The sequence below is a fragment of the Kribbella sp. NPDC055110 genome, from assembly GCF_053607525.1.
The window spans coordinates 108,480-134,339 of the sequence record NZ_JBSGTS010000005.1 but is presented as its reverse complement, the minus strand read 5'-3'; the positions used below and the strand labels follow the sequence as shown (position 1 = coordinate 134,339).

Sequence of the window (25,860 nt, the reverse complement as noted above, 5' to 3'; positions counted from 1 at the left end):
GATTCCGACACTACTGTCCACATCCCGCTGGTCCGTTCCGGGGCACGGACTCGGGGATGCGAAGATCGGAGCGGTACGACGGGACCGTCGGCCGGACCGGTGGACGGGAACCGACGGGAACGGATGGTGGGCGCGATGGAGGACTCGATGGAGGACGGTGTGGACGGCGCGCTGGAGGGGTACCTGGAGCGGATTGCTCCGGCGGATTCCGGAGCGATGCGGGCGGCCGAGGAGCGGCACGCGCAGCTGACGAAGCCCGCCGGCTCGCTCGGGGTCCTGGAGGACCTGTCCGTGAAGGTGGCCGGGATGACCGGAACGCTGGCTGTGCCGCATCCGGCCGTGGTGACGGTCTTCGCGGCCGACCACGGGGTCCACGCGCAGAACGTCTCCCCGTGGCCGCAGGAAGTGACCGCCGCGATGCTGGCGAACTTCGCGGCCGGTGGCGCCGCGGTCAACGCGTTCGCGAAGAACAACGGTGTCGACGTCCGCGTGGTCGACGTCGGTGTCGCCACGCCGGTTGAGCAGTTGGACATCCTGCACGCGAAGGTCCGCCCAGGTACGCGCGACCTGTCGCAGACCGAGGCGCTGACCGAGGACGAGGCGCGTACGGCGATCGCGGTCGGGTTCGACCTCGCCGACCAGCTGGTCCGGGACGGGTACCGCTGCCTGCTGACCGGTGACATGGGTATCGCCAACACCACCGCCTCGGCCGCGCTGATCGCGACCTTCACGGGCGCGACCGCCGACGCCGTCACGGGTCGCGGGACCGGCATCGACGACGCGGCGCTCGCGCACAAGACACGCGTCGTACGGGATGCTCTCGCGCTCCACGCCGTACCTGCGACCGAGCCGCTCAAGGCTCTGCAGGCGTACGGCGGCCTTGAGCATGCTGCCCTTGCCGGGTACATCCTCGGCGCGGCGGCCAATCGCACACCGGTCATCCTGGACGGCGTGATCGCCGGGGCGGCCGCGCTCGTGGCGCAGGCGTTCCACCCGGCCGTCGTCGACTACTGCGTCGCAGGACACCGGTCCGCGGAGCCTGGTCACGCGGTCGCGCTCAAGCAGCTCGGTCTGCAGCCGCTGGTCGACCTGGACCTGCGGCTCGGTGAGGGGACCGGGGCGGTGCTCGCGTACCCGATCCTGACCTGCGCTGTCCGTGCGCTCGCCGAGATGGCCACGTTCGAGGACGCGGGGATCACTTCGTGACCAACCAGTACCTGTCCGGTCTGGTCCTCGAGGGACGGCGCGTGGTCGTCGTCGGCGGTGGCGGGGTCGCCCAGCGTCGGTTGCCGCGGCTGCTCGAGTCCGGGGCGCAGATCGACCTCGTCTCGCCGTCGATCACGCCGACGATCGAGGGGCTGCTCGGCAACCCGTCGCTGACCTGGATCGAGCGCGGGTACGCCGATGGTGACCTGGACGGAGCCTGGTACGTCGTGGTCGCGACGGATGATGCCGCGGTCAACGATCAGGTGTCCGCGGAGGCGGAGGAACGGCGGATCTTCTGCGTGCGATCCGACGACCGTTCCCGTGCGACCGCGTGGACTCCGGCGTCCGGGCAGCACGACAACGTGACGATCGGTGTTCTCGGTGGAGGCGATCACCGGCGGTCCGCCGCCGTACGGGACGCGATTCTCGAGGGGCTGCGGACCGGTGAGCTGGCGGCGCGCGAGGTGGATCGGCGGCCCGGGGTGTACCTCGTTGGTGGGGGACCGGGCGATCCGGATCTGATCACGGTGCGCGGGCGGCGGTTGCTGGCCGAGGCGGATGTGGTGGTTGCGGATCGGCTGGCTCCGCAGCAGTTGCTGGATGAGCTGCATCCTGATGTCGAGCTGTTCGATGCGGCGAAGCTGCCGCGCGGACGGGCGGCGCAGCAGGAGGAGATCAATCGGATCCTGGTGGAGCGGGGGCAGCAGGGGAAGGTTGTGGTGCGGCTCAAGGGCGGGGATCCGTACGTGTTCGGGCGCGGGTTCGAGGAGGCGCTCGCGTGTGCGGCGGCTGGGGTTCCTTGGACTGTGGTGCCGGGGATCACGAGTTCGATTTCCGTGCCGGCGGTTTCGGGGATACCGGTGACGCATCGTGGGGTCACGCATGAGTTCACGGTGGTGTCGGGGCATATCCCGCCGTCGCATCCGGATTCGCTGGTGAACTGGGATGCGTTGGCGCAGTTGCACGGGACGCTGGTGTTGCTGATGGCGGTGGAGAACCTGCCGGCGATCACGTCCCGCTTGATCGAGGGCGGTCGCGCGGCGGAGACACCCGCGGCGGCGATTGCCGACGGCACCCTTCCTGGGCAGCGGATGGTCACATCGGATCTCGCCGGGATCGCACAGGCGATGGCGGACGAGGGCGTCGGCGCACCGGCGATCGTTGTCATCGGCAACGTGGTAGAGGTGGCCGCGCAGGCACGGGCCGGGAAGAGCACGTGACTCTGGTTCCGGTTGGGGAGGCGGAGGACTCGCGGCTGGCCGATTACGTTCGGTTGCGGGAGGTTAGTCTTCGGCGGTTGCTGGAAGAAGAGCATGGGTTGTTCATTGCCGAGGGCGACAAGGTGATCCGCCGGGCGGCGGATGCCGGGTATGAGCCGCGGTCGTTCCTGCTCGCGCCGCGGTGGCTCGACTCGTTGCAGGACGTGTTGGAGAAATGGCCGGACAAGCCCGTGTACGTCGTCTCGGAGGAGTTGGCCGAGCAGGTCACCGGGTTCCACGTGCACCGCGGCGCGCTGGCGTCGTACAAGCGGCAACCCGCCGTACCGCTGCCGGACCTCCTCACCGACGACGTACGGCGGATCGCGATCTTCGACGAGATCGTTGACCACACCAACGTTGGAGCCGGGTTCCGCGCCGCGGCCGCTCTCGGTGTCGGGCTGGTGCTGGTGACGCCGACGTGCGCCGACCCGCTGTACCGGCGCTCGATCAAGGTGTCGATGGGGACCGTTTTCCAGGTCCCGTGGACCCGCCTGCAGGACTGGCCCGGCGACCTGCGGCACCTGCAGGACAAGGGGTATGTCGCCGCCGCGATGGCGCTCGCCGACGACTCGATCACGCTCGACGAGCTCGCGGACCGCAAGGACGACAAGCTCGCGCTGATCTTCGGCACCGAAGGGCACGGCCTCAAGCCGCATGTGCTCGAACAGGCAGACCTGACCGTACGCATCCCGATGGCCGGCGGCGTCGACTCCCTCAACGTGGCATCCTCAGCAGCAGTAGCGTTCTACGCCACACGCTGAGGGGGAGCTATGCGTACGACGGAACGCCTGGTACTGCGCCCGTTCCGCGAGACCGACCTGGAACCGTGGGCCGCGCTGAACGCGGATCCCGACGTCACGCAGTACCTCGGACCGCCGCTGGACCGGGAGCACTCCGACCGGATCGCCGCGGCCGTGAACGCGTCGTACGCCGCCGACGGGATCGGGTTCCTCGCGGTGGAACGACGTACGGACGGGATGTTTCTGGGCGCCTGTGGGCTCAGCAGGGAGCAGTGGTACCCGGACGACCTCGAGATCGGGTGGCGGCTGGCGCGGGAGTACTGGGGCCACGGGTACGCGACCGAGGCGGCGGCGTCGTGGCTCGACTACGCCTTCGCCGAGGTCGGGCTGCCGCGGGTAATTGCGGTGACCGACACTCCGAACGTCCGTAGCATCGCGGTCATGCGCCGGCTCGGCATGAGCTTCGACCACCAAGCGGTGCTGGAGGAGGACGGCGTACTGTTCGACGCCACGATCTACTCACTCAAGGCGGAGGAATGGCGAAAGTAGTTCTCGTCACCGGCATGCAGGCGGCGGGGAAGTCCACTATCGCGCCGCTGCTCGCCGCGCGGATGGGTCCGCCGGCCGCGACGCTCGACGGGGACGTGTTCTACCGCGGCGTGGTCGCCGGCGCCGAGGTGATGACGCCGGACCCGTCGGCGGAGGCAGTGCGGCAGTTGGAACTCCGGTACGACGCCAGCGCGCTCGTCGCACAGCACTACGCCGACGCCGGTTTCGACTTCGTCTGCAGCGATATCGTCCTGGGCGATCACGTCGAGCGCTGGTTCTCCCGGCTGCACGACATCGACCCGTACCTCGTCGTACTCGTCCCGTCGGTCGAGTCGATCGTCGAGCGGGAGATCGGCCGCGGCGGCGCCAACTCGTACCGTGACTGGGGTCCCTCGCTCGAGGACGGCGTACGGGCATTGCAGGCCGGCCTCGACGAGATCCCGCGCCGAGGCCTGTGGCTCGACACCTCGGGTCAGACCGCGGCGGAAACCGTCGACGGGATCGACCTGGAGAAGGCCCGCTGGTAGGTCAGGTGGCGGGCGTGTCCTCGTGCTCGTCCTCGTGCTCGACCATCGGGGACACCGGCCAGTCGGTCGGGTAGTCCGGGGCGAACTCCTCGGCCTCGGCGAACAGGCGCTTCTTGTACTTGCGGGACAGGCGGTCGCCGAAGACCATGCCCTGCGTGTGGTCGGTCTCGTGCTGCAGGCAGCGCGCCAGCAGGCCGTCGCCCTCGAAGCTGACCGGCTGGTTGTGCTGGTCGACGCCGGTGACCTTCGCGAAGTCGGGGCGGGCGCACTTGGTGAACGCGCCGGGCAGCGACAGGCAGCCCTCGTCGCCCTCGTCGAGGTTGCGGTCCTTACCCTCCGGGAGCTCCAGCGTCGGATTGCACACGACGCCCTGGACGCGGTTGCCGTCCTTGTCGGGGCAGTCGAACACGAACAGCTGCAGGTCCACGCCGACCTGGTTCGCCGCCAGGCCGACACCCTCGGCCGCGTTCATCGTCGCGACCATGTCGGCGACCAGCGTCTGCAGTTCGTCCCCGAAGTCGGTGACAGGCTGATTGACCCGATGCATGACGTCGGTACCCCACCGCGTAATAGGCCGCACCGAACCGTTCGAAGGCAACGTAGACATGCCCGAAATCCTAACCGCCCGCACCCCCGCCGCATCTTCGAGCACCCACCAACCGTTGTCGTGGCGCGTTCGTGGTTGGTGGGTGCTCAAAGTTGGGTGCTACTTGGCGTTGACCTCGTCGCGCCAGGTGATCCAGTCGCGGAGCAGGCCCAGGTCGTAGTCGGGGCCGGAGGAGTGGACCGTGAAGAGGCGGGTGCCTACGTCCAGGAGCGACTTGCCGACCTGCTCGGGGGTCTTGTCGCCGACGGCGACCGAACGCTCGATCTCACCGGGGTCGCGGCCGATCGTGGCGCAGTGCTCGTCCAGTACGGCGTGCTTGTGCGCGATCGTCTCGGCGTCGCCGAAACCGTGCCAGATGTTCGCGTGCTTGGCGACGAGCTTCAGCGTCTTCTTCTCACCGCCGCCGCCGATCAGCACCGGGATGTCCCGGGTCGGCTTCGGGTTGAGCTTGTCCCAGCGGGCCTCGATCCGCGGCAGCGCCTCGCCGAGGGCGTCCAGCCGGCCGCCCGCCGTACCGAACTCGTAGCCGTACTCGTCGTAGTCCTTCTCGAACCAGCCGGAGCCGATACCGAAGATCAGCCGGCCGTCGCTGATGTGGTCGACCGTCCGCGCCATGTCGGCGAGCAGGTCGGGGTTGCGGTAGGAGTTACAGGTGACCAGGGCGCCGAACTCGACCCGCTCGGTCGCCTCGGCCCAGGCGGCCAGCATGGTCCAGCACTCGAAGTGCAGACCCTCGGGCTCACCGCTCAGGGGGTAGAAGTGGTCCCAGTTGAAAACAACGTCGACGCCGATCTCTTCGGCCGCTGCGACGGTCCGCCGGATGTCGGCGTACTGGGCGTGCTGGGGCTGGACCTGCAGACCGATCCGGACGGGAAACGCGCCGTACGGACGGTCGGTGGAATCGGAAGCTGTCATACCGGCGATCCTATCCCGCTTTACGGAGGACCCTCCGGATAGGTCACTGGGTGACGTTGTCACCGGCCGGGAGTTGGTCGGCGTAAACGGCGGCCCAGTCGCCGAGGGCGCGGATCGGGACCAGGAGGTCCTTGCCGGCGACGGTCAGCGAGTACTCGACCCGCGGCGGCGCTTCGGCGTACCGGGTGCGTTCGACCAGGCCGTTGTGCTCGAGGCGGCGGAGTGTCTCGGTGAGGACCTTCTGGCTGATACCGCCGATCTGCCGGCGGAGCTCGCCGGGACGCGCCGGGCCGTCCGAGAGCGAGTACAGCACGACCATCGGCCAGCGTCCGCTGATCAGGTCGGCGGCGACGCGCGCCTGGCAGTCGGCGAAGAATCTCGGCTCCACCCGTCCATTGTGCGTCGGCCGTTGGGCACCTGGAGGTGCGCATCGAACTGTCTACCGTCCAATCCATGCGAATAGGAACACTGGGCAACGGGTTGATGGCTGAGGCGCTGGCCTCGCAATGGGTCAAGGCAGGCCATGACGTGATGGTGGGTGGTCGCTCGGCCGACCGCGCGGCTGAGGTGGCTGAGCGCGTCGGCGCGACGGCCGGGTCGCTGGCGGAAGCAGCGGCGTACGGCGAGGTGGCGTTGCTGGCTGTCCCAGCCGAGGTGGCGGTGAAGGTCGCTGAGGTGGTGCCTGCCGGTACGACGTTGATCGATTGCACGAATGCGCTGGATCAGCGGGACTTCACGCTGGCGCAGCCTGCCGCAGCTGAGGCGATCAGCCGGGCTGTGCCGGGGGTGCAGGTTGTGAAGGCGTTCAACCTGGCGCCTGATGCCGTGTGGCGGAATCCGCCGGCTGGGCTCGGGGTGCCGCTGTGCGGCGACGCTGGGGTGGAGCAGGTTGCGGAGCTGGTGCGGGATCTCGGGTGTACGCCGGTGTTCGCGGGCGGACTGCGGCGGGCACGGTTGCTGGAGGCAACGGCCGCGCTGGCGATCGGGATCTGGGTCAGTGGGGGAGACGTGCGTGAGATGTTCCCACCGCTAGCTGACGCTTTCGGTGCGGTGCTGCCCGGCCAGCCGTAGGCTCCAGGCGGGGAACAGCAGGTAGGTCCCCGCCCAGCTCACGCCGGCTACGAACGTCCAGGCCGGGGCGGTGTCCATGTCGTCGAGACCCATCAGGATACCTGGTACGCCGACCAGCCCGAGCAGCATGACCAGACCGGCAACCAACGCCGCTCGCCGCAATCGCGGCAACCCGATCCGGCTGATCCCGACCAGCCAGACCCCGATCAGAGCAAACCCGAAACTCGACCACAGCCCGGCCAGGTAGAAGCCGGTGATACCGGTGAGCACAAACACCGTCCCCAGAACTGTCAGCACCGCCCCGACTGCTGCAACACCCAGAAGAACCGCCCGACGGCCGGATCGGAGGAGCCAGGCGAGGGTGAGGCTGAGGAGGCCCAGGAGGGCGTTGCCGAGGTCGTTGATGACACCGAAGGGTTCGCCTGCGGCGTAGAAGACGATCAGGCATGCGCAGGTGGCGAGGCCCACGATGCCGTGGGTTCTCGCTACCGGGATCAGCCGCGGATCAGCGTTCACCCTTGGATGATCGCGCAAACAGCTCGTTCAAGTCAGCCTGTGGGATCTGGTCGGCGGCGAACGTGATCGTGCCCTTCGTCGCCAGCTCCTCCGCGCTCCGGCGGACGAACCCGAGTGCGGCCCGGGCGATACTGCCCCCGAGGCTGATCCGGACGACGCCGGCCGCCTGCAGGTCGGCGACCGCCAACGTGGACCTGCCGAGACCGATGACAACGTTCAACGGGCCGTCGATCTCGGCCACCAAGGTGCGGATCGTGGCGAGCTCGTTGACGCCGGGCACGTACAGGCAGTCCGCCCCCGCCGCGCGGAAGCGGTTCGCGCGCTCGATCGAGTCGCTCAACGAGGTCGGCGTACGTAGCAACTGCCCGTCGGTCCGCGCGGTCAGCACAAAATCAGGACCCGCCGCCTCCCGAGCCGCGACGACACGCTCCACTGCGAGCGAGACGTCGTACAGTTCCCGCCCGTCGTAGTCCTCGATGTTCCCGCCGGCCAACCCGGCCTCGCGGGCCAGCCTGATCGTGTCCGCGACCTGCGACGGCTCGGCGCCGTACCCGTCCTCGAGATCCCCGTTCACCGGTACGGCGCTTGCGGCCGTGATCTCCCGCATCCGCTCGAACATCTGCTCCCGCGACACCGCAGGCGCCCCGTCCGGAAGCGTGTGATCACCCTTCGCCATCGAGAACGCGATCCCCGCACTCGTAGTCGCGATCGCCGAAAACCCAGCCGCCGCAAGGATCACCGCACTCCCGGCGTCCCACGCGTTAGGCATCACAAACCGCCCGGCATGCAACTCACGAAACGTCATGCCCCCGAGTCTGCCACCGCCAAACTTCGGCGCGGACCGCACTGTTGCACAGGAACTGGTGAGTGAGCACAGGCTATTTCCTGTGCAACGGTGCGGGAGGGGGTGTTACGCCCCGAGTTTTGACGCGGCGGCCTGGTCGAGGAGCCAGAGGGTTCGGTCGTGGCCCTTCGGGTGGGCCGCGGGGAGGTCGCCGCCGGTGAGTGCCTGGGCGACCGCGTCTGCCTTGTCCTCGCCCGACACCACGAACCAGACCTCCCGCGCCCGGTCCAGCCGCGGGAACGTCAGGGAGACCCGGGTCGGTGGCGGCTTCGGCGAATCGTGGACGGCTACCGCCTCGACATCGATCACCTCGAGCTGCGGATAGCCGGGGAAGAGCGACGCCACGTGTCCGTCCGGGCCGACGCCGAGCATCAGTACGTCGAACTTCGGCGAGCCCGCCGCGGCGAGCTCCTCCGCGTACGCCGCAGCTGCAGCCTCAGCGCCCTGCCCGGTGTCGGCAGGCATCGGGTGCACCCGCGCGGGGTCGATGTCCAGGTGAGACAGCAGCGCCTCCCGGGCCTGCGTCTCGTTCCGGTCCGGGTCGCCGTCGGGCAGGAAGCGCTCGTCACCCCACCAGAACTCGACCCGATGCCAATCGATCTGCTCCCGGGCCGGCGACTCCGCGACGGCCCGGTACACGAGGGCGGCGACCCGCCCGCCGGTCAGCACCACCTGGGCGACATCACCGGTGCTCTGGGCATCGACGACCCGGGTGATGAACCGGGACGCGACGGCGTACGCCAGATCGTCGGCATCGGCATGGATCAGCAGCTCGGCCTGGTTCATCGCTTCGCCGCCTTCTTGCCCCCAGCAACCTTCTTCGCAGCAGCAACCTTCTTCGCGGCGACCTTCTTGGTAGCAGGCTTCTTGGCGGCCGCCTTCTTCTGCGGAGTAGCCTTCTGCGCCGCGACACCCGCAGCGGTCGCCTTCGCCGACGTCGACTTCCGCGCCGTCTCCGCGACCTTCTTCGCGTCCGCCGGCAGCGCGTCCCGCTCGACCATGCACGCCAGCGTCTTCGCGTACACGTCGTCCGGATCGAGCCGCCGCAGTTCCTCGCTCAGCAGCTCGGACGTCGTACGCCGCTTCAACGCGACCGGCCGATCCGGCTGGCCCGGCACGCTGAACGTCGCGACCGCACCGTCCGGCCGCGTCAGCGCGATCGCACCGGAAGGGGTGAACAGCCGTACGGCGGTCACACCCGGGCCCCGCGAGTTCCGCTGCTCCACCGGCACCTTGAGCCGCGACTGCAACCATGCGGCCATCAGATCCGCACTCGGGTTCCCGCGAGCGGCCGTGACCTCGGCCCCGGTCACCTTCGTCGGGTACTGATCCAGCGCGGCCGCCATCAGCGCACGCCACGGCGTCAGCCGTGTCCACGCGAAGTCGGTGTCACCAGGCGCGTACCCCTCGGCCCGCGCGCTGTAGTCCACCGAGGCCCGGCGCGTAGCCGCCGCATCGGTCACCCGGCGCCGACCCAGCCGGCCCAACGGATCCTCGGCGGGAACGCGAGGCCCGCCGCCCGGCCACCAGACGATGACGGGGGAGTCGGGCAGCAGCAATGGTGTGACCACGGACTCCGGCACCTTCGCCAGCTCACCGTGCAACCGCAGCAGCACCGCTTCACCCGGAATGCCTTCGCCGACCCGTACTTCGGCGTCCAGCCCGGACGCGCCGCGGCCCGGCCGCAGGATCGCGACCAGGACCCGGGACGGGTGTTCGCGACCGGCCTCGTTCGCGGCCTTCATCGCGTCGTGGTGGGACGCCTCGTCGACGACCACCACGATGGTGCCGACCATGCCCATGGCCGGCGAGCCGGCGTTCCGCCGGGCCTTCAGCAGCGCCGACGCGATCTCGCTCGAGGTGGTGTCGGTCAGGTCGATGATCATGGCCGCCTCCAGGCACGTCCGTCGCGGGCGAGCATCTCCTTGGCCGAGTCCGGGCCCCAGTCGCCGGACGCGTACTGCTCCGGCTTGCCGTGCCGGGCCCAGTAGTCGAGCACCGGGTCGAGGATCTTCCAGCCCAGTTCGACCTCGGTGTGCTGCGGGAACAGCGGCGGATCACCGAGCAGTACGTCGAGGATCAGCCGCTCGTACGCCTCGGGGGAGGACTCCGTGAACGAGCCGCCGTACGCGAAGTCCATGTTCACGTCGCGGATCTCCATCGACGTACCGGGCACCTTGGCGCCGAAGCGGACCGTGATGCCCTCGTCCGGCTGGATCCGCAGCACCAGGGCGTTCTGGCCGAGCTCTTCGGTCTCGGTCTTGTTGAACGGCAGGTGCGGCGCGCGCTTGAACATCACCGCGACCTCGGTGACGCGCCGGCCGAGCCGCTTGCCGGTACGCAGGTAGAACGGGACGCCCGCCCAGCGGCGGGTGTCGACATCGACCCGCAGCGCAGCGAACGTCTCCGTCGCCGACGACGCAGGAATGCCGTCCTCCTGCAGGTAGCCCTTGACCTTGACGCCACCGGCCCAGCCGGCCGCGTACTGACCACGGGCACTGTGCAGGTCGAGCCGCTCGGGCAGCTGTACGGCGTTCAGTACCTTCTTCTTCTCCTGGCGCAGCGACCAGGCGTCGAAGCTGACCGGCTCCTCCATCGCGACCAGCGCGAGCAGCTGGAGGAGGTGGTTCTGGATCACGTCCCGGGCGGCGCCGATGCCGTCGTAGTACCCGGCGCGGCCGCCGATGCCGATGTCCTCGGCCATCGTGATCTGCACGTGGTCGACGTAGTTGCTGTTCCAGATCGGCTCGAACATCGCGTTCGCGAACCGCAGCGCGAGGATGTTCTGGACCGTCTCCTTGCCCAGGTAGTGGTCGATCCGGAAGACCGCCTCGGGCGGGAACACCGACTCGACCACCTGGTTGAGCTCGCGGGCGCTCTTCAGGTCGTGACCGAACGGCTTCTCGATCACCACCCGCCGCCACGAGCCCGGCTTCTCGTCGGTCAGGCCGTGCTCGGACAGCTGCCGCACGACCTCCGGGAACAGGCCCGGCGGGATCGACAGGTAGAACGCGTGGTTGCCGCCGGTGCCGCGGGTGACGTCGAGCTCGTCGACGGTCTCGCGGAGCCGCTTGAACGCCTCGTCGTCGGTCAGGTCGCCCGGCACGAACCGGAAGCCCTCGGCGAGCTGCTGCCAGACCTCCTCGCGGAACGGCGTCCGCGCGTGCTCCTTCACCGAGTCGTGCACGATCTGGGCGAAGTCCTGGTTGGTGTAGTCACGACGGGCGAACCCGACCAGGGCGAAACCCGGGGGCAACAGCCCCCGGTTCGCCAGGTCGTAGACCGCCGGCATCAGCTTCTTGCGGGCCAGGTCGCCGGTGACGCCGAAGATCACCAGGCCGCACGGCCCGGCGATCCTCGGCAGCCGCCGATCCTGCGGATCGCGTAGCGGGTTCACCGGGCCCGGAGGCCCTTCCTCGAGCTCAGCCGTCATGGCCCGCTTTCCTCCGAGTGTCGTGTTACTTGAACAGGGACAGGAGCTGCTGTACGCCGCTTGCCACGTCCGTCAGGTGCAGTCGCAGCACCGGACGGCCGCGCTCCGCGAGGACGCCCGCGTCACCGGCGGCCTGCGCCGAGATCAGCGTGCCGAACGTGAACGGCCGGTCCGGGATCTCCACGTCGGTCGGGTGCGCACCGGTGATCTGCAGGTACACGCCTTCCGGGTGGCCGCCCTTGTGGTACTGACCGGTCGAGTGCAGGAACCGCGGGCCCCAACCGAAGGTCACCGGACGGTCCGTCTTCGTCGCCAGCGCCGGCCGGATCGCGATCAGGTCGGCGTCCCGCTCGGAGTCCAGGTACGCCATCACGGCGACGTAGCCCTTCGGATCGAGCTTGCCCAGCAGCGCGTCAACCGCGCCCTGCAGCGAGTCGACACCGTCGAGCAGACCGTCGGTAGCGCGGACCTCCACGGCGCCGTCGGTGAACGCAGCCGCTTCCGGCTCCGGCTGCGCGTCGAGCAGACCACGCGCCGCCTTCTTCGCGCTCTCCACGTCCGGCTGGTCGAACGGGTTGATGCCGAGCAGGTAGCCCGCCACCGCCGTCGCGGTCTCCCAGAGCAGCATCTGACCGCCGAGCGAGCCCGACGTCAGTGCAGTCGGCACACCGCTGGTCGCCTTCTCGGCGAGCAGCGCGTTGGTCAGGTCGTCGGCGTCGCTGCGCAGCTCGGGCGCGCCGACCTCGACCGCGACCGGGAGTACGCCGGTGCCGTTCTTGCCGGTGCTCTCCGCGATCAGCTGCTCGGCCCAGTCCGGGAATCCGACGATGTCAGAACCGTCCGCTGTGATGATTGCCTTGTCCCGCCCCGCGCTCGCCGCGAGCACTGCGCCGAGCCACAGCGCCGGGTTGTCGGTGGAGTCGGCCTGCAACTCCGGAGCCGCCTCGGCCGCCTGGTCGAGCAGCTCGGCGATGTCGGCGCCGGCCAGACCGGACGGCACCAGGCCGAACGCCGTCAGCGCGCTGTACCGCCCGCCGACGTTCGGGTCCGCGAGGAACGTCTTGCGGTAGCCCTCGTCCGCCGACAGCTTCTCGAACGGCGAACCCGGGTCCGTCACGACGACGATCCGCGAGGCGGCGTCGATGCCCGCGTCGGTGAACGCCTTGGCGAAGGTACGGCGGTGGCTGTCGGTCTCGACCGTACCGCCGGACTTGCTGGACACCACGATCACGGTCTTCGACAGGTCACCGTCCAGCGCGCGCTTCACAACGCTCGGATCCGTCGAATCGAGGACGACGAGCTCGACGCCCGCCGTACGCGTGATGACCTCCGGGGCCAGCGACGAGCCGCCCATGCCGGACAGCACGATCCGGTCCAGGCCCTGGGACCGCAGGTCCGCCTGCAGCGCCTCGATCTCGGCGAGCAGCGGCCGCGAGGTGTCGTGCAGGTCGACCCAGCCGAGCCGGATCGACGCCTCGGACTCGGCCTCCGGACCCCAGATCGTCGCGTCCTTCGCGGCGATCCGGGACGCGATCTTCTCCGCGACCAGCTTGTCGACGACCTCGGCCCAGTCGCCGTTCTGCGTGCTTACCTTGGGAGCGCTCACTTGGTGGCCGCCTTCAAGGCAGCCGCGACGATGTCCTGCAGCTCCGACCAGGACGCGTCGAACTTCGCGACGCCCTCGTCCTCGAGCAGCTGCACGACCTCGTCGTACGAGATGCCGAGCTTCTCCAGGTCGTCGATCACCTTGCGGTCGCCCGCGTAGTCGCCGCGGACCGTGTCGCCGGTGATCTCGCTGTGCTCCTCGACCGCCTTGATCGTTGCCTCAGGCATCGTGTTCACGACACCGCGGGTGACCAGGTTGTCGACGTACAGCGTGGGGGAGTACGACGGGTCCTTCGTGCCGGTCGACGCCCACAGCGGGCGCTGCGGCTTCGCGCCGGCGGTCTCGAGCTCGCGCCAGCGGTCGGTGTCGAAAATCTCCTCGTACGCCTCGAATGCGAGTCGCGCGTTGGCGATCGCGGCCTTGCCCTTCAGCGCCAACGCCGAGTCGGTGCCGATCGCGTCCAGCCGCTTGTCGACCTCGCTGTCCACCCGGCTGACGAAGAACGACGCGACGCTGGCCATCTTGGTCACGTCGTGACCGTTCTCGACGGCCTGCTCCAGGCCGGTCAGGAACGCGTCCGCGACCGCCTTGTAGCGCTCCAGCGAGAAGATCAGCGTCACGTTCACGCTGATCCCGGCGGCCAGCGTGGCGGTGATCGCCGGCAGACCTTCCTTGGTGGCGGGAATCTTGATGAAGATGTTCTCCCGGCCGACGATGTCCCACAGCAGCTTGGCCTGCTCGACCGTTTTCGCGGTGTCGTGCGCGAGCGTCGGCTCGACCTCGATCGACACCCGGCCGTCCTGACCCTCGGAGTCGTCGTACGCCGGCTTGAACACGTCGGCGCCGTCGCGGACGTCGTCGGTAGTGATCACCCGGATCGCCTCGTCGGTCGAGACGCCCTGCGAGGCCAGGTGGGCGATCTTCTCGGCGTACGCGTCGGCGTCCGAGATCGCCTTCGCGAAGATCGTCGGGTTGGTGGTCACGCCGGTGACGTGCTTGTCCTCGATCAGCGCCTGCAGGCTGCCGCTGGTCAGCCGCTCACGGGACAGGTCGTCCAGCCAGATGGAGACACCCGCGTCGGCGAGTGCTTTCAAGCGATCGTTCATGTGTCCGATGCCTTCTTCCGGAATCTCGTGGTGTCTTCAGTTGGCGGCGTGATCAGGGGTGGCCGGACCCACCGGACCGGCGGCGGCGCGGCCGGGCGGTACACCCGGGCCGCTGATCGCCGCGGCGGCGGCGATGCTCTCCTTCGCGGCCTGCACGACCGCGTCGGTGGTGATGCCGAACTCGTCGTACAGCGTCTGGTACGCCGCGGACGCGCCGTAGTGCTCCAGGCTCACCGAGCGGCCGGCGTCGCCGACGATGTCGTGCCAGCTCTGCGCGATCCCGGCCTCGACCGAGACCCGGGCCCGCACGTCCGCCGGGATGACCGACTCGCGGTACGCGTCGTCCTGCTCGTCGAACCACTCACGCGACGGCATCGAGACGACGCGGGCGTTCACGCCCTCCTCGGCCAGCTTGGCGCGCGCCTCGACGGCGAGCTGGACCTCGGAACCGGTGCCGATCAGCACCACATCCGGCGTACCTTCCGTGTCCAGCAGCACGTACGCGCCCTTGTGCACGTTCTCCGTGGTGGCGAAGCCGTCCGTCCCACGCGGGTAGGTCGGCACGTTCTGCCGGGTCAGGATCAGACCTGCCGGGCGGTCGGTGTGCTCGAGAATGGTCGCCCACGCGGCCGCAGTCTCGTTGGCATCACCCGGCCGTACGACGTCCAGGCCCGGGATCGCCCGCAGCGCCGAGAGGTGCTCGATCGGCTGGTGCGTCGGACCGTCCTCGCCGAGGCCGATCGAGTCGTGCGTCCAGACGTACGTGACGGGCAGCTGCATCAGCGCAGCCAGCCGCACGGACGGGCGCATGTAGTCGGAGAAGACCAGGAAGGTACCGCCGTACGGGCGGGTCAGGCCGTGCAGCGCGATGCCGTTCAGCACCGAGCCCATGGCGTGCTCGCGGATACCGAAGTGCAGCACCCGGCCGTACTCGTCGCCCTGGAACTCCTTGGTCGAGTACTCCGCCGGGATGAACGACGGCTGGCCCTTCGGGGTGGTGTTGTTCGAGCCGGCCAGGTCGGCCGAACCGCCCCACAGCTCGGGCAGCTCCGGCGCCAGGTTGGTCAGCACGTCACCGGAGGCGGCGCGGGTTGCGACACCCTTTGCGTCGGCCTCCCAGCTCGGCAGCGCGTCCTTCCAGCCGGCCGGCAGCTCACGCTTCGACAGCCGCTCCAGCAGCGCGGCCCGCTCCGGGTTCGCGGCCTTCCACGCGTCGAACTTGCCGGTCCACTCGGCCTCGAGGGCCTTGCCACGGTCCAGCGCCGCGCGGGTGTGCGCGAGCACCTCGTCGGCGACCTGGAACGACTGCTCCGGGTCCCAGCCGAGGACCTTCTTGGTGGCGGCGACCTCGTCGGCGCCGAGCGCCGAGCCGTGGATCTTGCCGGTGTTCTGCTTGTTCGGGGCCGGCCAGCCGATGATCGTGTGCAGCCGGATGAAGCTCGGCTTGTCCGTGACCGCCTTCGCCGCCTCGAGCGCGTCGTAGAGCGCCTGGACGTTCTCCTCGTAGCCGGTGCCGCCGTTGGTCCAGTCGACGTCCTGGACGTGCCAGCCGTACGCCGCGTAGCGAGCGGCCACGTCCTCGGACAGCGCGATGTCGGTGTTGTCCTCGATCGAGATCTTGTTCGCGTCGTAGATCACCGTCAGGTTGCCGAGCTTCTGGGTCCCGGCGAGCGACGACGCCTCGGAGGAGACGCCTTCCTCGATGTCACCGTCGGAGGCGATCACGTACACCTGGTGGTCGAACAGGCCCTCGCCCTTCGGCGCCTCCGGCTCCAGCAGGCCGCGCTCGCGGCGGGCCGCCATCGCCATACCGACCGCGTTGCCGACGCCCTGGCCGAGCGGGCCGGTCGTGGTCTCGACGCCGGCGGTGTGCCGGTACTCTGGGTGGCCCGGGGTCTTGCTGCCCCAGGTCCGCAGCGACTTCAGGTCGTCCAGCTCGAGGCCGAAGCCGGCCAGGTAGAGCTGGATGTACAGGGTCAGGCTGGAGTGCCCCGCGGACAGCACGAACCGGTCGCGCCCGGCCCAGTGCGGGTCGGCCGGGTTGTGCCGCATCACCTTCTGGAACAGCAGGTACGCCGCCGGGGCGAGGCTCATCGCCGTACCGGGATGTCCGTTGCCGACCTTCTCGACCGCATCCATCGCGAGCACCCGGACGGTGTCGACCGCGCGCTGGTCCAGTTCGGTCCATTCAAGCTTTGGGCTGGTCTTCTCCGTCACGCCGGCGGCGCTCCTCTCGATGGTGATCTCTTCGCTCAGGATGAGCCTACTGTGGCTTGCTCGTTCCGCTGCGCACCCTTCGACTGTTTGTCAACCGTTCAGCGAATCCGGCTGTTCCCGAGCTGTCCCCCAGGTATCGGAGGGGGGTGCGAGAACTCTCCTACGGGGCGTCGTAGACTGCTGAATCGTCAGCGCCGCTCATCCGGCGTCAACCCACTCTGTTCGAGGTGTTCGTGACGGCCGTCGACCCGCGTCCCGCCGCGACGACGTCGTACCCGACGCCGCTGCCGGACGCTACCGCTGTACCAGCTGCAACGGTGAGTCCGTCGGTGCGCGACGTGGTGAAGGCGTACGTCGGTCTGACCAAGCCGCGCATCATCGAGCTGCTCCTGATCACCACCGTGCCGGTGATGTTCCTGGCAGCCGGTGGCGTGCCCGGTCTCGAGGTGGTGGTCGCCACCCTGATCGGCGGCATCCTGGCCTCCGGCAGCGCGAACACGATCAACTGCGTGCTCGACCGCGACATCGACGAGCAGATGCGCCGGACCCGGCGCCGCCCGCTGCCGCGACACGCGGTCAGCCCACGCTCCGCGACCATCTTCGGTGTCGTCCTCGGCGTGCTGGCCACCCTCGAGCTCGGCTTCTACGTGAACTGGCTGTCGTCCGGACTGGCGCTGGCCGCGAACCTGTTCTACGTCTTCGGCTACACGATGCTGCTCAAGCGCCGGACCGTGCAGAACATCGTCTGGGGCGGGATCGCGGGCTGCTTCCCGACCCTCATCGGCTGGACTGCGGTCACCGGCAAGCTGGCCTGGACGCCGGTCGTGCTGTTCCTGGTGGTGTTCTTCTGGACGCCGCCGCACACCTGGTCGCTCGCGATGCGGTACCGCGAGGACTACGCGTCGGTCGACGTGCCGATGCTTCCGGTGGTCGCCACCCCGGTCGCCACCGCCCGGCAGATCATGGCGTACTCCGTGGTCATGGTGATCACGTCGATCGCGCTCTGGCCGATCGGCGACACCGGCTTCGTGTACCCGCTGGCCGCCGTCGTGCTCGGTTTCGTCTTCCTCCGCGAGGCGCGCCGGTTGTTGCTCCGGGCCCACACCGGCGCGGACGGCGCGGCGCTGCGCCCAATGCGGCTCTTCCACTTCTCGAATATCTACCTGGCGCTGCTGTTCATTGCCGCGGCCATCGACCCGCTCCTGCACTGAGAGTCGCCTCGCGGGCGCGATGGGTTTTCCCGTTGACCTGATCGTGATCTGGTGTTGCGATGGGTCCTGCCTGTGGAGGGGGATCCACGCCTGGGGAGGCCTGGGGAACACAGCAGCAGGGGGATTCGCATGGGGGTACGAACACGCATCGCCGCGGTCGTGGCACTCGCACTGACCGGTTCGTTGCTGGTCGCGGGACAGGCCGACGCCGGTAGCGGCAGTCACTCGAGCCTGAAGCCGGTGGTCACGGGTCTGGACGGCCCGCGCGGCGTCTCGACGTACCGCGACAAGGTCATCTACAGCGTCACCGACGGGTCGGTGTACGCGACCGACGGCCACAAGACCTGGAAGCTCGGTCAGGTCCCGGGCGGCTTCGCGCCGGCCATCGACACGAACAAGTGGGGTACGACGTACGCCCTGACCGGCGGTGGCGGTCCGGAAGGCGACATCCCACCGGGTGGCGCGACCCTGTTCCGGTTGCGGCTGGGCAAGTCACCGGTCGTGGTCGCCGACATCGCGAAGTACCAGGCGCACGACCCGGACCCGTACAACCAGGCCGACTCGCCGACCGAGACGAACCCGTTCGGGGTCGCCGCGCTGGCCGACGGCACGGTGCTGGTCTCCGATGCCGCGAACAACGATCTGCTCCGCGTCTGGCCGAACGGCCTCATCAGGACCGTCGCCCGGCTGAAGCCGCGCACGGTCACTGTCCCGGCGGGCCTGCCGCCCGAGGTGGGGCTGCCGCCGGCCGGGTCCCCGTTCGTGGCCGAAGCGGTGGCCACGTCGGTGACGGTCGGCTCGGACGGCTACTGGTACGTCGGTGAGCTCCGCGGTGTCCCGGCCACACCGGGTACGTCGGAGATCTGGCGGATCAGGCCAGGCTCGGTGGGCGCGGTGTGCGACCCCGCCAAGCCGAACAAGGGCAACTGCAAGCGGTACGCCGATGGCTACACGTCGATCGTCGACCTCGCGGGTGGTCCGCGCGGGACGCTCGCGGTGGTCGAGCTCGACAAGGCGAGCTGGTTCCGCTTCGAGCTGACCGGCCCGACGCACGGCGGCCTGTTCCTGCAGTACCCGGGCAGGAACCACCGAGCCGGTTTCAAGCGGGAGCTGGTGAAGGACCAGCTCGTGCTGCCCGGTGGCGCGGGCTTCAACCGGTGGGGCGCGCTGTACGTCGCTGGACCTGTCTTCGGTCCAGGTGCTGTCTACAAGGTGAAGTACTGACCGGGTGAAGTACTGAGTGCTGTTCTGAGCGAAGCGCGGGACGCCCGTCAGGTGGCGGGTGTCTCGCGCTCTCTGGAAGGCCTGGCGTCCCGACCAGAACAGTCAGGTCCGGCCGCAAACACGATCGCGGGCGAAGCGTCGACGGCAGGCCGGAATACCGCGGCAGCTGGCGTGGGCTGTCGGTCGACGAGGGAGCGTGAGATCGCTCAGAACGCGTGAGATCGCTCAGAAAGGCGGTTGATCGTCAATTCGCGAATGCCCGCCCGTGGATGCCGGAAGACCTTGTGGAACTGGAGATCTGGCGAAAGGGTGCCGATGGCAATTGAATGCGCGAGAACTGGGGATACAAGCCGATTGTCGGTGGAAGGGTCACCCTCTGGGTACTGCGGACAGGAAATATCAGGTTCTAGCCCACCAGAACCTGTCGCACGGGCCTGCAGATCGCGAACACGGCGGCTCCTCGGGCGCGCCACCTCGTCGTCGGCGAAGTTGTAGGAGACCGCGTTCGGAACGGTCCCGGTCGTTCAGGCGGCGGGTGTCCCGCGTTCGCCGTATACGGCGGTGACGAGGGCGATCAGTAGGCCGGCCAGGAACATGTGGACGAGGACGACGCCCCACGGGAGGCCGGTGAAGTACTGCGTGAAGCCGACGACGCCCTGCAGGAGCTCGACGGCCAGCAGCCAGGCGGCGAGTTTGCGCAGCGTCCGTGAGGTGGCGGTCACCCGGGTCGCGATCACCAGGGCGATCGTGATTCCGAGCAGGCCGAAGACGACGTCGGCGTGCAGCTGGGCGACCAGTTCGGGGTCGAAGCCGTTGCGGCCGGTCTCCGGATCGCCCGAGTGCGGACCGGCCCCGGTGACAATGGTGCCGAGGGCAACGGTCAGCCAGACCGCCACCACCGCAGCGGTTGCGAGGGCGCGGACCACCGGGGGAGTGTGCGGGTACGGGCTGGTGCGCGACCGGCGCATCATCGCGACCGTCAGCGTGATGATGACCGGCGAGACCAGGAAGTGCGCCGAGACGATCCACGGGTTCAGCCCGGTGAGCACGCTGATGCCGCCGATGACCCCTTGCAGCGGGACCCCGAGCGCGGCCGCGGTCGCCAGCCGGCGCAGGTCCCGCCGGATCGGGCGGTAGCGCATGACCACCAGCCAGGTGAGGATCGCCACGATCGCGACGACGAACCCGAGCATCCGGTTGGTGAACTCGATCGCGCCGTGGATGCCGAGTTCGGCGTGCGGGACGTACGAGTTGTCGGTGCACGACGGCCAGGTCGGGCAGCCGAGCCCCGAGCCGGTCAGCCGGACCAGTCCGCCGGTGACCACGATGCCGATGTTCACCACCACCGACGCCCAGCCCCAGCGCCGGACGGCGTCCAGGCTCGGCTCGGGAACCAGTCGCCAGAATCCGCTGACTGGCTCGGTCTCTTGGGGCGGCGTGTCCGTCGTCATCACCGGCACACTCTAAAGGTCAGTCCCAGCGGAAGGTGCGGGACACCAGGTACCCCAGCACCCCCGCCCATAAAGCCAGCGACAGCGCCGCCGCCCACGGGATCACCCCTTCGACCGTCGAATTCGCGATGCCGTTGGCGAGCGCGGCGCTCGGCAGCAGGCGTACGACGCCTTGCATGCCGGCCGGGTACTCGTCGACGGGCGTCATGATCGCGCCACCCACGAGCAGCAGCAGATACAGCAGGTTCGCCGCGGCCAGGGTCGCCTCGGCCCGCAGTACGCCGGCCATCAGCAGACCCAGCGACGCGAACGCCGCCGTACCGCACAGAACGGTGAGGAACACGCCGAAAACGGCCTCGAAGCCGCCAATCGGCTTCCATCCGAGCGCCAATCCGGTGCCGATCAGAACGGCGAGCTGGATCACCTCGACGATCAGCACCGCGCCGATCTTTCCCGCGAGGAGACCGGTGCGGGACAGGGGAGAGGCGCCCAGGCGCTTGATGACGCCGTACCGCCGCTCGAAGCCGGTGGCGATCGCCAGCGAGGTGAACGACGAGGACAGGATCGCGAGCGCAAGCACGCGGGGGACTGCTTCGTCGATCGGCCGGCCGCTCCCGAGCGGCAGCCGCTCGCCCAGACCGGTCCCGCCGAGGAGGAGCAGCAGACCGAGCGGAATCACCAGGGCGAGCAGCAGTTGCTCGCCGTTGCGGACGAGTAGCTTGAACTCCATCCGGGTGTGCGCGAGCACCTTCCGCGGCCAGGGCGCGCTGCCCGGCCGCGGGGCGTACGTCGCGGCGCTGCTCATGGGGTCTCCCGCTTCGGCGCGGTCAGTTCGAGGAAGACGTCCTCGAGGGACTTGGTGTGGTGCTCGGTGAGGGAGTCGGGAGTGCCGGAGGCGATCACCTTGCCGGCCGACACCACATGCACCTGGTCGGACAGCTGCTCGGCCTCGTCCATCGCGTGCGTCGTCAGGACAACGGTCACGCCGTCGTCGCGCAGGTCGCGGATCAGCTGCCAGATCTCGCGCCGGCCGTGCGGGTCCAGCCCGGTGGTCGGCTCGTCCAGGAATGCGATCTCCGGCCGTCCCACGATCGCCAGCGCGAACGACAGCCGCTGCTTCTGCCCACCCGAGAGCCGCCGGTACGGCGTACGCCCGCAGCTGCCCAGGTCGAGGCGCTCCACCAGGGCGGGCACGTCGAGCGGGTGGGTGTGCAGCGTCGCGACGTACCGCAGCATCTCGACCGCGCGGACACCCGACCAGGCGCCGCCCTCCTGGAGCATCACGCCGATCCTCGGCATCAGCTCGTCGTGGTCGGCGAGCGGGTCCAGGCCGAGGACCCGGACGCGGCCGGAATCCGGGCGCCGGAAGCCCTCACACGTCTCTACGGTCGTGGTCTTGCCGGCACCGTTCGGGCCGAGCACAGCCGTCACCGTGCCGGCGGATACGGTGAGTCCGAGACCGTCGACCGCGGTCTTCTCGCCGTACCGCACGACGAGGTTGTCGATCTCCACCGCGACTGGCACAAACGGCAGCATAGAGAACCGGTTGGAAGAGCCCTCGCCCCGCTCGGGGTTGGGGGGTGGGAAGTGACCTCGCTCACGGTCGGGGTCGGAGCCCCGCGTGACGGTGCGAACCGGTTAGGGGAGCCTTATTTGAAGGGCCCGGGGAATTACGCGACACTGATGTTGTGAAAACTCCTGCGACCGACCGAGCCGTGCCCCACGGCGCTGCCGGCGCGCGGGACGAATCGACCCGGGACCGGGTTGCACGCTCGATCCTGACCAACGGTCCGTCCAGCGCGGCGGTGCTGGCCGAACGGCTCGAACTGACCCCGGCGGCGGTCCGCCGGCACCTGGACCACCTGCTCGACGAGGGCCTGGTGGAATCCCGCGAGGAGCGGATCTACGGCCCCCGCGGCCGCGGCCGCCCGGCGAAGGTGTTCGTGCTGACCGACTCCGGCCGGCACGCCTTCCACCAGGCGTACGACGACCTCGCGGCGACGGCGATGCGGTTCATCGCCGAGGCCGGCGGTGACGACGCCGTGGCGGAGTTCGCCCGGCGCCGCTCCGCCGAGGTCGAGCGGCGTTACCGGGAGCTGCTGGACGCGGCCCCCGATCACCAGAAGGCGGAGGTGCTCGCCCAGGCGCTCACCGCGGACGGCTACGCGGCCTCCACGGCGAAAGCCGCACACGGAGAGCAGCTGTGCCAGCACCATTGCCCGGTCGCGCACGTGGCCGAGCAGTTTCCCCAGCTGTGCGAGGCCGAGACCGAGGTGTTCTCGAGACTCCTCGGCAAGCACGTGCAGCGACTGGCCACCATCGCCCACGGCGACGGTGTCTGTACGACGCATATCCCGGGTACCAACCCGGTTCCCCCTGTATCCGACGGCGAAGCTGCGAGGACTACACGATGACGCAAACCGCTCACCCCGAACTGGAAGGTCTCGGTAACTACCAGTACGGCTGGGCCGACTCCGACGCCGCCGGTGCGGTCGCCCAGCGCGGCCTCAGCACCGACGTGGTGCGGGGCATCTCCGCGCTCAAGAACGAGCCGGAGTGGATGCTCGACCTGCGGCTGAAGGGCCTGAAGCTCTTCGACCGCAAGCCGATGCCGTCGTGGGGCGCCGACCTGTCCGGGATCGACTTCGACAACATCAAGTACTTCGTCCGGTCGACCGAGAAGCAGGCGTCGAGCTGGGAAGAGCTGCCCGAGGACATCAAGAACACCTACGACAAGCTCGGCATCCCGGAGGCGGAGAAGCAGCGCCTGGTCGCCGGCGTCGCCGCGCAGTACGAGTCGGAGGTCGTCTACCACCAGATCCGTGAGGACCTGGAGGCCCAGGGCGTCATCTTCCTGGACACCGACACCGGCCTGAAGGAGCACCCGGAGATCTTCAAGGAGTACTTCGGCTCCGTCATCCCGGTCGGCGACAACAAGTTCGCCTCGCTGAACACCGCGGTCTGGTCCGGCGGCTCGTTCATCTACGTCCCCAAGGGCGTCAAGGTGGACATCCCGCTGCAGGCGTACTTCCGGATCAACACCGAGAACATGGGCCAGTTCGAGCGGACGCTGATCATCGTCGACGAGGGTGCCTACGTGCACTACGTCGAGGGTTGTACGGCGCCGATCTACAAGTCGGACTCGCTGCACTCGGCGGTCGTCGAGATCATCGTGAAGAAGGGCGCCCGCTGCCGCTACACGACGATCCAGAACTGGTCGAACAACGTCTACAACCTGGTCACCAAGCGCGCCACCTGCGAAGAGGGCGCGACCATGGAGTGGATCGACGGCAACATCGGCTCCAAGGTGACGATGAAGTACCCGGCCGTGTACCTGATGGGCGAGCACGCCAAGGGCGAGACCCTGTCGGTCGCGTTCGCCGGCGAGGGCCAGCACCAGGACGCCGGTTCCAAGATGGTGCACAACGCGCCGTACACGTCGAGCTCGATCGTGTCGAAGTCGGTGGCCCGCGGTGGCGGCCGGACGTCGTACCGCGGTCTGGTCGAGGTGGCGCCGGGCTCGCACCACAGCAAGTCCACGGTGCGCTGCGACGCGCTGCTGGTCGACACCATCAGCCGTTCGGACACCTACCCGTACGTCGACGTCCGCGAGGACGACGTGGCGATGGGGCACGAGGCGACTGTGTCCAAGGTCAGCGACGACCAGCTCTTCTACCTGATGAGCCGGGGCATGGCCGAGGACGAGGCGATGGCGATGATCGTCCGCGGCTTCATCGAGCCGATCGCCCGCGAGCTCCCGATGGAGTACGCGCTGGAACTGAACCGCTTGATCGAGCTGCAGATGGAAGGGGCCGTCGGCTGATGTCGTCCGCTGAAACCCTTGTTGCTACCGGCAACAAGGCGCACTCTCACGGGCCGGGTTCCCCGGTTCCGCTCCAGGCGCGCAGCGAGCGGCCGACGTCGTACGACGTGGCCGACTTCGCCGTGCCGAACGGACGCGAAGAGGAGTGGCGCTTCACGCCGGTCAAGCAGCTCAAGGCCCTGTTCGACGACGCGGCCGGCAGCGAGACCCCGAAGATCGACGCCTCCGGACCGGAGGGTGTCGTCTTCGAGACCGTCGCCGCGGACTCGCTCAAGGTCGGTACGCCGCAGGACCGGTCCGCCGCCGTCGCGTGGAACCACGCCGGCGAGGCGCTCGCGGTGCAGATCCCGGTCGAGGCCGAGTTGACCGAGCCGGTGCACGTGAACGTCGCGAGCCTCGGAGCGCGCGGCTTCGGCCACCTGATCGTGGACGCCGGCCGGCACAGCAAGGCGATCGTGATCATCGATCACACCGGCGCGGGCGAGCTCGGGAGCAACGTCGAGATCGTCACCGGCGACGGCGCGGAGCTGCGGGTCGTCTCGATCCAGCAGGGCGACCACGAGTCCATCCACCTGGCCCAGCACGACGCGCTGGTCGGGCGGGACGCGACGCTGCACCACGTCGTCGTGACGCTCGGCGGCAAGATCGTCCGGATCGCCACCAACGTCCGGTACGCCGGACCTGGCGGCAACGCCGAACTCCTCGGCGTGTACTTCGCGGAGTCGGGTCAGCACCACGAGAACCGGCTGTTCGTCGACCACGAGGCCGTGCAGTGCAAGAGCAACGTGATCTACAAGGGCGCGCTGGCCGGTGACCACGCGCGCTCGGTGTGGATCGGCGACGTGCTGATCCGGGCTGCGGCCGAGGGCACCAATACCTTCGAGCTGAACCGCAACCTGGTCCTGACCGACGGCGCCCGCGCCGACTCGGTGCCGAACCTGGAGATCGAGACCGGCGAGATCGAGGGCGCCGGGCACGCGTCCGCGACCGGCCGGTTCGACGACGAGCAGCTGTTCTACCTGCAGGCCCGGGGCATCCCCGAGGATGCGGCGCGGCGGCTGGTGGTGTCCGGCTTCTTCAACGACATCATCGCCAAGATCGGCGTACCCGAGGTGGCCGAGCACCTGCACAAGGTGATCGAGGAGAAGCTGGCGCGGACGGCGGAGTTGAGCGCATCCGCCAAGGCGGTTATCGGGCAGTGAGCGACACGTTCGAGCGCGCCTGCGCCGCCGCCGACGTCCCCGACGAGGGAGTGATCCCGGTCGAGGTCGGCGGTGTGGAGGTCGCGGTCGTGAAGAGCGAAGGACAGTACTTCGCGGTGCGGGACGAATGCTCGCACGCGCAGATCCAGCTGTCCGAGGGTGACGTCGGCGAGTGCGAGATCGAGTGCTGGCTGCACGGGTCCCGCTTCGACCTGCGCACCGGCGAGCCGACCAGCCTGCCGGCGTACGACCCGGTGCCGATCTACCCCGTGCGCCTCGACGGCGACGACGTACTCGTCGACGTGAAGAACCCCCTGAACCAGACAGCCCTGTAAAGCGACGGAGACAGAAGA

At 69.1% G+C, this 25,860-nt stretch carries 26 protein-coding genes; 12 read left to right on the top strand and 14 right to left on the bottom strand.

What is annotated here, in order from left to right:
- Window positions 1–135: 135 nt before the first annotated feature.
- The 5 genes from cobT to ACWF0M_RS10405 are packed head-to-tail and all read left to right on the top strand — an operon-like array spanning window position 136 to window position 4,281.
- A complete protein-coding gene (gene cobT, locus ACWF0M_RS10425; RefSeq protein ID WP_452235335.1) occupies window positions 136–1,206 on the top strand; it encodes a nicotinate-nucleotide--dimethylbenzimidazole phosphoribosyltransferase in 1,071 nt (356 codons plus the stop codon).
- Entirely contained in the window at window positions 1,203–2,426 is a 1,224-nt protein-coding gene (gene cobA / locus ACWF0M_RS10420) for a uroporphyrinogen-III C-methyltransferase (protein WP_452235334.1), read from the top strand. Before cobT ends, cobA begins: the two co-directional genes overlap by 4 nt.
- Window positions 2,423–3,226 carry a TrmH family RNA methyltransferase gene (locus tag ACWF0M_RS10415; protein ID WP_452235333.1) on the top strand — a complete coding sequence of 268 codons (804 nt, stop codon included), beginning with the start codon at window positions 2,423–2,425 and terminating at the stop codon, window positions 3,224–3,226. Before cobA ends, ACWF0M_RS10415 begins: the two co-directional genes overlap by 4 nt.
- 9 nt (window positions 3,227–3,235) lie before the next feature.
- Window positions 3,236–3,754, top strand: a complete 519-nt coding sequence (locus ACWF0M_RS10410) for a GNAT family N-acetyltransferase (RefSeq protein WP_452235332.1) — start codon at window positions 3,236–3,238, stop codon at window positions 3,752–3,754.
- Entirely contained in the window at window positions 3,742–4,281 is a 540-nt protein-coding gene (locus ACWF0M_RS10405) for a phosphotransferase-like protein (RefSeq protein WP_452235331.1), read from the top strand. The genes ACWF0M_RS10410 and ACWF0M_RS10405 overlap by 13 nt, the downstream gene beginning before the upstream one ends.
- A gap of 1 nt (window position 4,282) precedes the next feature.
- Here the strand turns inward: ACWF0M_RS10405 and def are convergent, their stop codons facing one another.
- The 3 genes from def to ACWF0M_RS10390 all read right to left on the bottom strand — a co-directional run bounded on the left by def (window position 4,283) and on the right by ACWF0M_RS10390 (window position 6,191).
- The gene (def, locus tag ACWF0M_RS10400; protein WP_452235330.1) at window positions 4,283–4,888 is read right to left on the bottom strand and encodes a peptide deformylase; all 606 of its coding nucleotides are present in this window, start codon (window positions 4,886–4,888) and stop codon (window positions 4,283–4,285) included.
- 99 nt (window positions 4,889–4,987) lie between these two features.
- On the bottom strand, window positions 4,988–5,803 hold the full coding sequence (locus ACWF0M_RS10395; RefSeq protein WP_452235329.1) for an LLM class F420-dependent oxidoreductase: 816 nt from the start codon (window positions 5,801–5,803) through the stop codon (window positions 4,988–4,990).
- Window positions 5,804–5,846: 43 nt separating this feature from the next.
- Complete coding sequence (locus ACWF0M_RS10390; protein ID WP_452235328.1) at window positions 5,847–6,191, bottom strand: winged helix-turn-helix transcriptional regulator; 345 nt, start codon at window positions 6,189–6,191, stop codon at window positions 5,847–5,849.
- A gap of 65 nt (window positions 6,192–6,256) precedes the next feature.
- On the opposite strand from ACWF0M_RS10390, the gene ACWF0M_RS10385 reads away from it, so the two are divergent.
- Window positions 6,257–6,874, top strand: a complete 618-nt coding sequence (locus tag ACWF0M_RS10385; RefSeq protein ID WP_452235327.1) for an NADPH-dependent F420 reductase — start codon at window positions 6,257–6,259, stop codon at window positions 6,872–6,874.
- Here the strand turns inward: ACWF0M_RS10385 and ACWF0M_RS10380 are convergent.
- The 8 genes from ACWF0M_RS10380 to tkt all read right to left on the bottom strand — a co-directional run bounded on the left by ACWF0M_RS10380 (window position 6,833) and on the right by tkt (window position 16,596).
- The gene (locus tag ACWF0M_RS10380; protein ID WP_452235326.1) at window positions 6,833–7,390 is read right to left on the bottom strand and encodes a hypothetical protein; all 558 of its coding nucleotides are present in this window, start codon (window positions 7,388–7,390) and stop codon (window positions 6,833–6,835) included. The two genes, ACWF0M_RS10385 and ACWF0M_RS10380, sit on opposite strands and share 42 nt — an antisense overlap.
- Entirely contained in the window at window positions 7,380–8,195 is an 816-nt protein-coding gene (locus ACWF0M_RS10375) for an isocitrate lyase/PEP mutase family protein (RefSeq protein ID WP_452235325.1), read from the bottom strand. Before ACWF0M_RS10375 ends, ACWF0M_RS10380 begins: the two co-directional genes overlap by 11 nt.
- Before the next feature lie 105 nt (window positions 8,196–8,300).
- Window positions 8,301–9,020, bottom strand: coding sequence for a 6-phosphogluconolactonase (gene pgl, locus ACWF0M_RS10370; RefSeq protein ID WP_452235324.1), 720 nt, complete (start codon window positions 9,018–9,020; stop codon window positions 8,301–8,303).
- On the bottom strand, window positions 9,017–10,120 hold the full coding sequence (locus tag ACWF0M_RS10365) for a glucose-6-phosphate dehydrogenase assembly protein OpcA (protein WP_452235323.1): 1,104 nt from the start codon (window positions 10,118–10,120) through the stop codon (window positions 9,017–9,019). The genes pgl and ACWF0M_RS10365 overlap by 4 nt, the downstream gene beginning before the upstream one ends.
- Entirely contained in the window at window positions 10,117–11,667 is a 1,551-nt protein-coding gene (gene zwf, locus ACWF0M_RS10360) for a glucose-6-phosphate dehydrogenase (RefSeq protein WP_452235322.1), read from the bottom strand. The genes ACWF0M_RS10365 and zwf overlap by 4 nt, the downstream gene beginning before the upstream one ends.
- Window positions 11,668–11,692: 25 nt before the next feature.
- Window positions 11,693–13,273 (bottom strand): glucose-6-phosphate isomerase, encoded by a 1,581-nt coding sequence (locus tag ACWF0M_RS10355; RefSeq protein WP_452235321.1) that lies wholly within the window; start codon window positions 13,271–13,273, stop codon window positions 11,693–11,695.
- Window positions 13,270–14,379 carry a transaldolase gene (gene tal / locus ACWF0M_RS10350; protein WP_452235320.1) on the bottom strand — a complete coding sequence of 370 codons (1,110 nt, stop codon included), beginning with the start codon at window positions 14,377–14,379 and terminating at the stop codon, window positions 13,270–13,272. Before tal ends, ACWF0M_RS10355 begins: the two co-directional genes overlap by 4 nt.
- A 36-nt stretch (window positions 14,380–14,415) precedes the next feature.
- Window positions 14,416–16,596 (bottom strand): transketolase, encoded by a 2,181-nt coding sequence (gene tkt / locus ACWF0M_RS10345; protein ID WP_452235319.1) that lies wholly within the window; start codon window positions 16,594–16,596, stop codon window positions 14,416–14,418.
- A gap of 233 nt (window positions 16,597–16,829) precedes the next feature.
- On the opposite strand from tkt, the gene ACWF0M_RS10340 reads away from it, so the two are divergent.
- Window positions 16,830–17,807, top strand: coding sequence for a heme o synthase (locus tag ACWF0M_RS10340; protein WP_452235530.1), 978 nt, complete (start codon window positions 16,830–16,832; stop codon window positions 17,805–17,807).
- 129 nt (window positions 17,808–17,936) lie between these two features.
- Window positions 17,937–19,031 (top strand): ScyD/ScyE family protein, encoded by a 1,095-nt coding sequence (locus ACWF0M_RS10335; RefSeq protein WP_452235318.1) that lies wholly within the window; start codon window positions 17,937–17,939, stop codon window positions 19,029–19,031.
- A gap of 524 nt (window positions 19,032–19,555) precedes the next feature.
- Here the strand turns inward: ACWF0M_RS10335 and ACWF0M_RS10330 are convergent.
- The 3 genes from ACWF0M_RS10330 to ACWF0M_RS10320 are packed head-to-tail and all read right to left on the bottom strand — an operon-like array spanning window position 19,556 to window position 22,006.
- A complete protein-coding gene (locus ACWF0M_RS10330) occupies window positions 19,556–20,482 on the bottom strand; it encodes a COX15/CtaA family protein (protein ID WP_452235529.1) in 927 nt (308 codons plus the stop codon).
- 19 nt (window positions 20,483–20,501) lie between these two features.
- Window positions 20,502–21,287, bottom strand: coding sequence for an ABC transporter permease (locus ACWF0M_RS10325; RefSeq protein ID WP_452235317.1), 786 nt, complete (start codon window positions 21,285–21,287; stop codon window positions 20,502–20,504).
- A complete protein-coding gene (locus tag ACWF0M_RS10320) occupies window positions 21,284–22,006 on the bottom strand; it encodes an ABC transporter ATP-binding protein (protein ID WP_452235316.1) in 723 nt (240 codons plus the stop codon). The genes ACWF0M_RS10325 and ACWF0M_RS10320 overlap by 4 nt, the downstream gene beginning before the upstream one ends.
- A 164-nt stretch (window positions 22,007–22,170) precedes the next feature.
- Here ACWF0M_RS10320 and ACWF0M_RS10315 point away from each other — a divergent pair, with 164 nt between their 5' ends.
- The 4 genes from ACWF0M_RS10315 to ACWF0M_RS10300 are packed head-to-tail and all read left to right on the top strand — an operon-like array spanning window position 22,171 to window position 25,842.
- Window positions 22,171–22,896: a helix-turn-helix transcriptional regulator gene (locus ACWF0M_RS10315; RefSeq protein ID WP_452235315.1), complete on the top strand. Its 726-nt coding sequence runs from the start codon at window positions 22,171–22,173 to the stop codon at window positions 22,894–22,896.
- Complete coding sequence (gene sufB / locus ACWF0M_RS10310; protein ID WP_452235314.1) at window positions 22,893–24,305, top strand: Fe-S cluster assembly protein SufB; 1,413 nt, start codon at window positions 22,893–22,895, stop codon at window positions 24,303–24,305. Before ACWF0M_RS10315 ends, sufB begins: the two co-directional genes overlap by 4 nt.
- Window positions 24,305–25,507: a Fe-S cluster assembly protein SufD gene (gene sufD / locus ACWF0M_RS10305; RefSeq protein ID WP_452235313.1), complete on the top strand. Its 1,203-nt coding sequence runs from the start codon at window positions 24,305–24,307 to the stop codon at window positions 25,505–25,507. The genes sufB and sufD overlap by 1 nt, the downstream gene beginning before the upstream one ends.
- On the top strand, window positions 25,504–25,842 hold the full coding sequence (locus tag ACWF0M_RS10300) for a non-heme iron oxygenase ferredoxin subunit (RefSeq protein ID WP_452235312.1): 339 nt from the start codon (window positions 25,504–25,506) through the stop codon (window positions 25,840–25,842). Before sufD ends, ACWF0M_RS10300 begins: the two co-directional genes overlap by 4 nt.
- Window positions 25,843–25,860 lie beyond the last annotated feature (18 nt).

What these genes read in the sequence shown, in the direction of transcription:
- sufD (WP_452235313.1), top strand. Translation starts at nt 24,305, where the DNA reads ATGTCGTCCGCTGAAACCCTTGTTGCTACCGGCAACAAGGCGCACTCT.
- ACWF0M_RS10410 (WP_452235332.1), top strand. Translation starts at nt 3,236, where the DNA reads ATGCGTACGACGGAACGCCTGGTACTGCGCCCGTTCCGCGAGACCGAC.
- def (WP_452235330.1), bottom strand. Translation starts at nt 4,888, where the DNA reads ATGTCTACGTTGCCTTCGAACGGTTCGGTGCGGCCTATTACGCGGTGG.
- ACWF0M_RS10325 (WP_452235317.1), bottom strand. Translation starts at nt 21,287, where the DNA reads ATGAGCAGCGCCGCGACGTACGCCCCGCGGCCGGGCAGCGCGCCCTGG.
- ACWF0M_RS10330 (WP_452235529.1), bottom strand. Translation starts at nt 20,482, where the DNA reads ATGACGACGGACACGCCGCCCCAAGAGACCGAGCCAGTCAGCGGATTC.
- tal (WP_452235320.1), bottom strand. Translation starts at nt 14,379, where the DNA reads ATGAACGATCGCTTGAAAGCACTCGCCGACGCGGGTGTCTCCATCTGG.
- ACWF0M_RS10335 (WP_452235318.1), top strand. Translation starts at nt 17,937, where the DNA reads ATGGGGGTACGAACACGCATCGCCGCGGTCGTGGCACTCGCACTGACC.
- zwf (WP_452235322.1), bottom strand. Translation starts at nt 11,667, where the DNA reads ATGACGGCTGAGCTCGAGGAAGGGCCTCCGGGCCCGGTGAACCCGCTA.
- sufB (WP_452235314.1), top strand. Translation starts at nt 22,893, where the DNA reads ATGACGCAAACCGCTCACCCCGAACTGGAAGGTCTCGGTAACTACCAG.
- ACWF0M_RS10365 (WP_452235323.1), bottom strand. Translation starts at nt 10,120, where the DNA reads ATGATCATCGACCTGACCGACACCACCTCGAGCGAGATCGCGTCGGCG.
- cobT (WP_452235335.1), top strand. Translation starts at nt 136, where the DNA reads ATGGAGGACTCGATGGAGGACGGTGTGGACGGCGCGCTGGAGGGGTAC.
- ACWF0M_RS10405 (WP_452235331.1), top strand. Translation starts at nt 3,742, where the DNA reads ATGGCGAAAGTAGTTCTCGTCACCGGCATGCAGGCGGCGGGGAAGTCC.
- pgl (WP_452235324.1), bottom strand. Translation starts at nt 9,020, where the DNA reads ATGAACCAGGCCGAGCTGCTGATCCATGCCGATGCCGACGATCTGGCG.
- ACWF0M_RS10395 (WP_452235329.1), bottom strand. Translation starts at nt 5,803, where the DNA reads ATGACAGCTTCCGATTCCACCGACCGTCCGTACGGCGCGTTTCCCGTC.
- ACWF0M_RS10385 (WP_452235327.1), top strand. Translation starts at nt 6,257, where the DNA reads ATGCGAATAGGAACACTGGGCAACGGGTTGATGGCTGAGGCGCTGGCC.
- ACWF0M_RS10375 (WP_452235325.1), bottom strand. Translation starts at nt 8,195, where the DNA reads ATGACGTTTCGTGAGTTGCATGCCGGGCGGTTTGTGATGCCTAACGCG.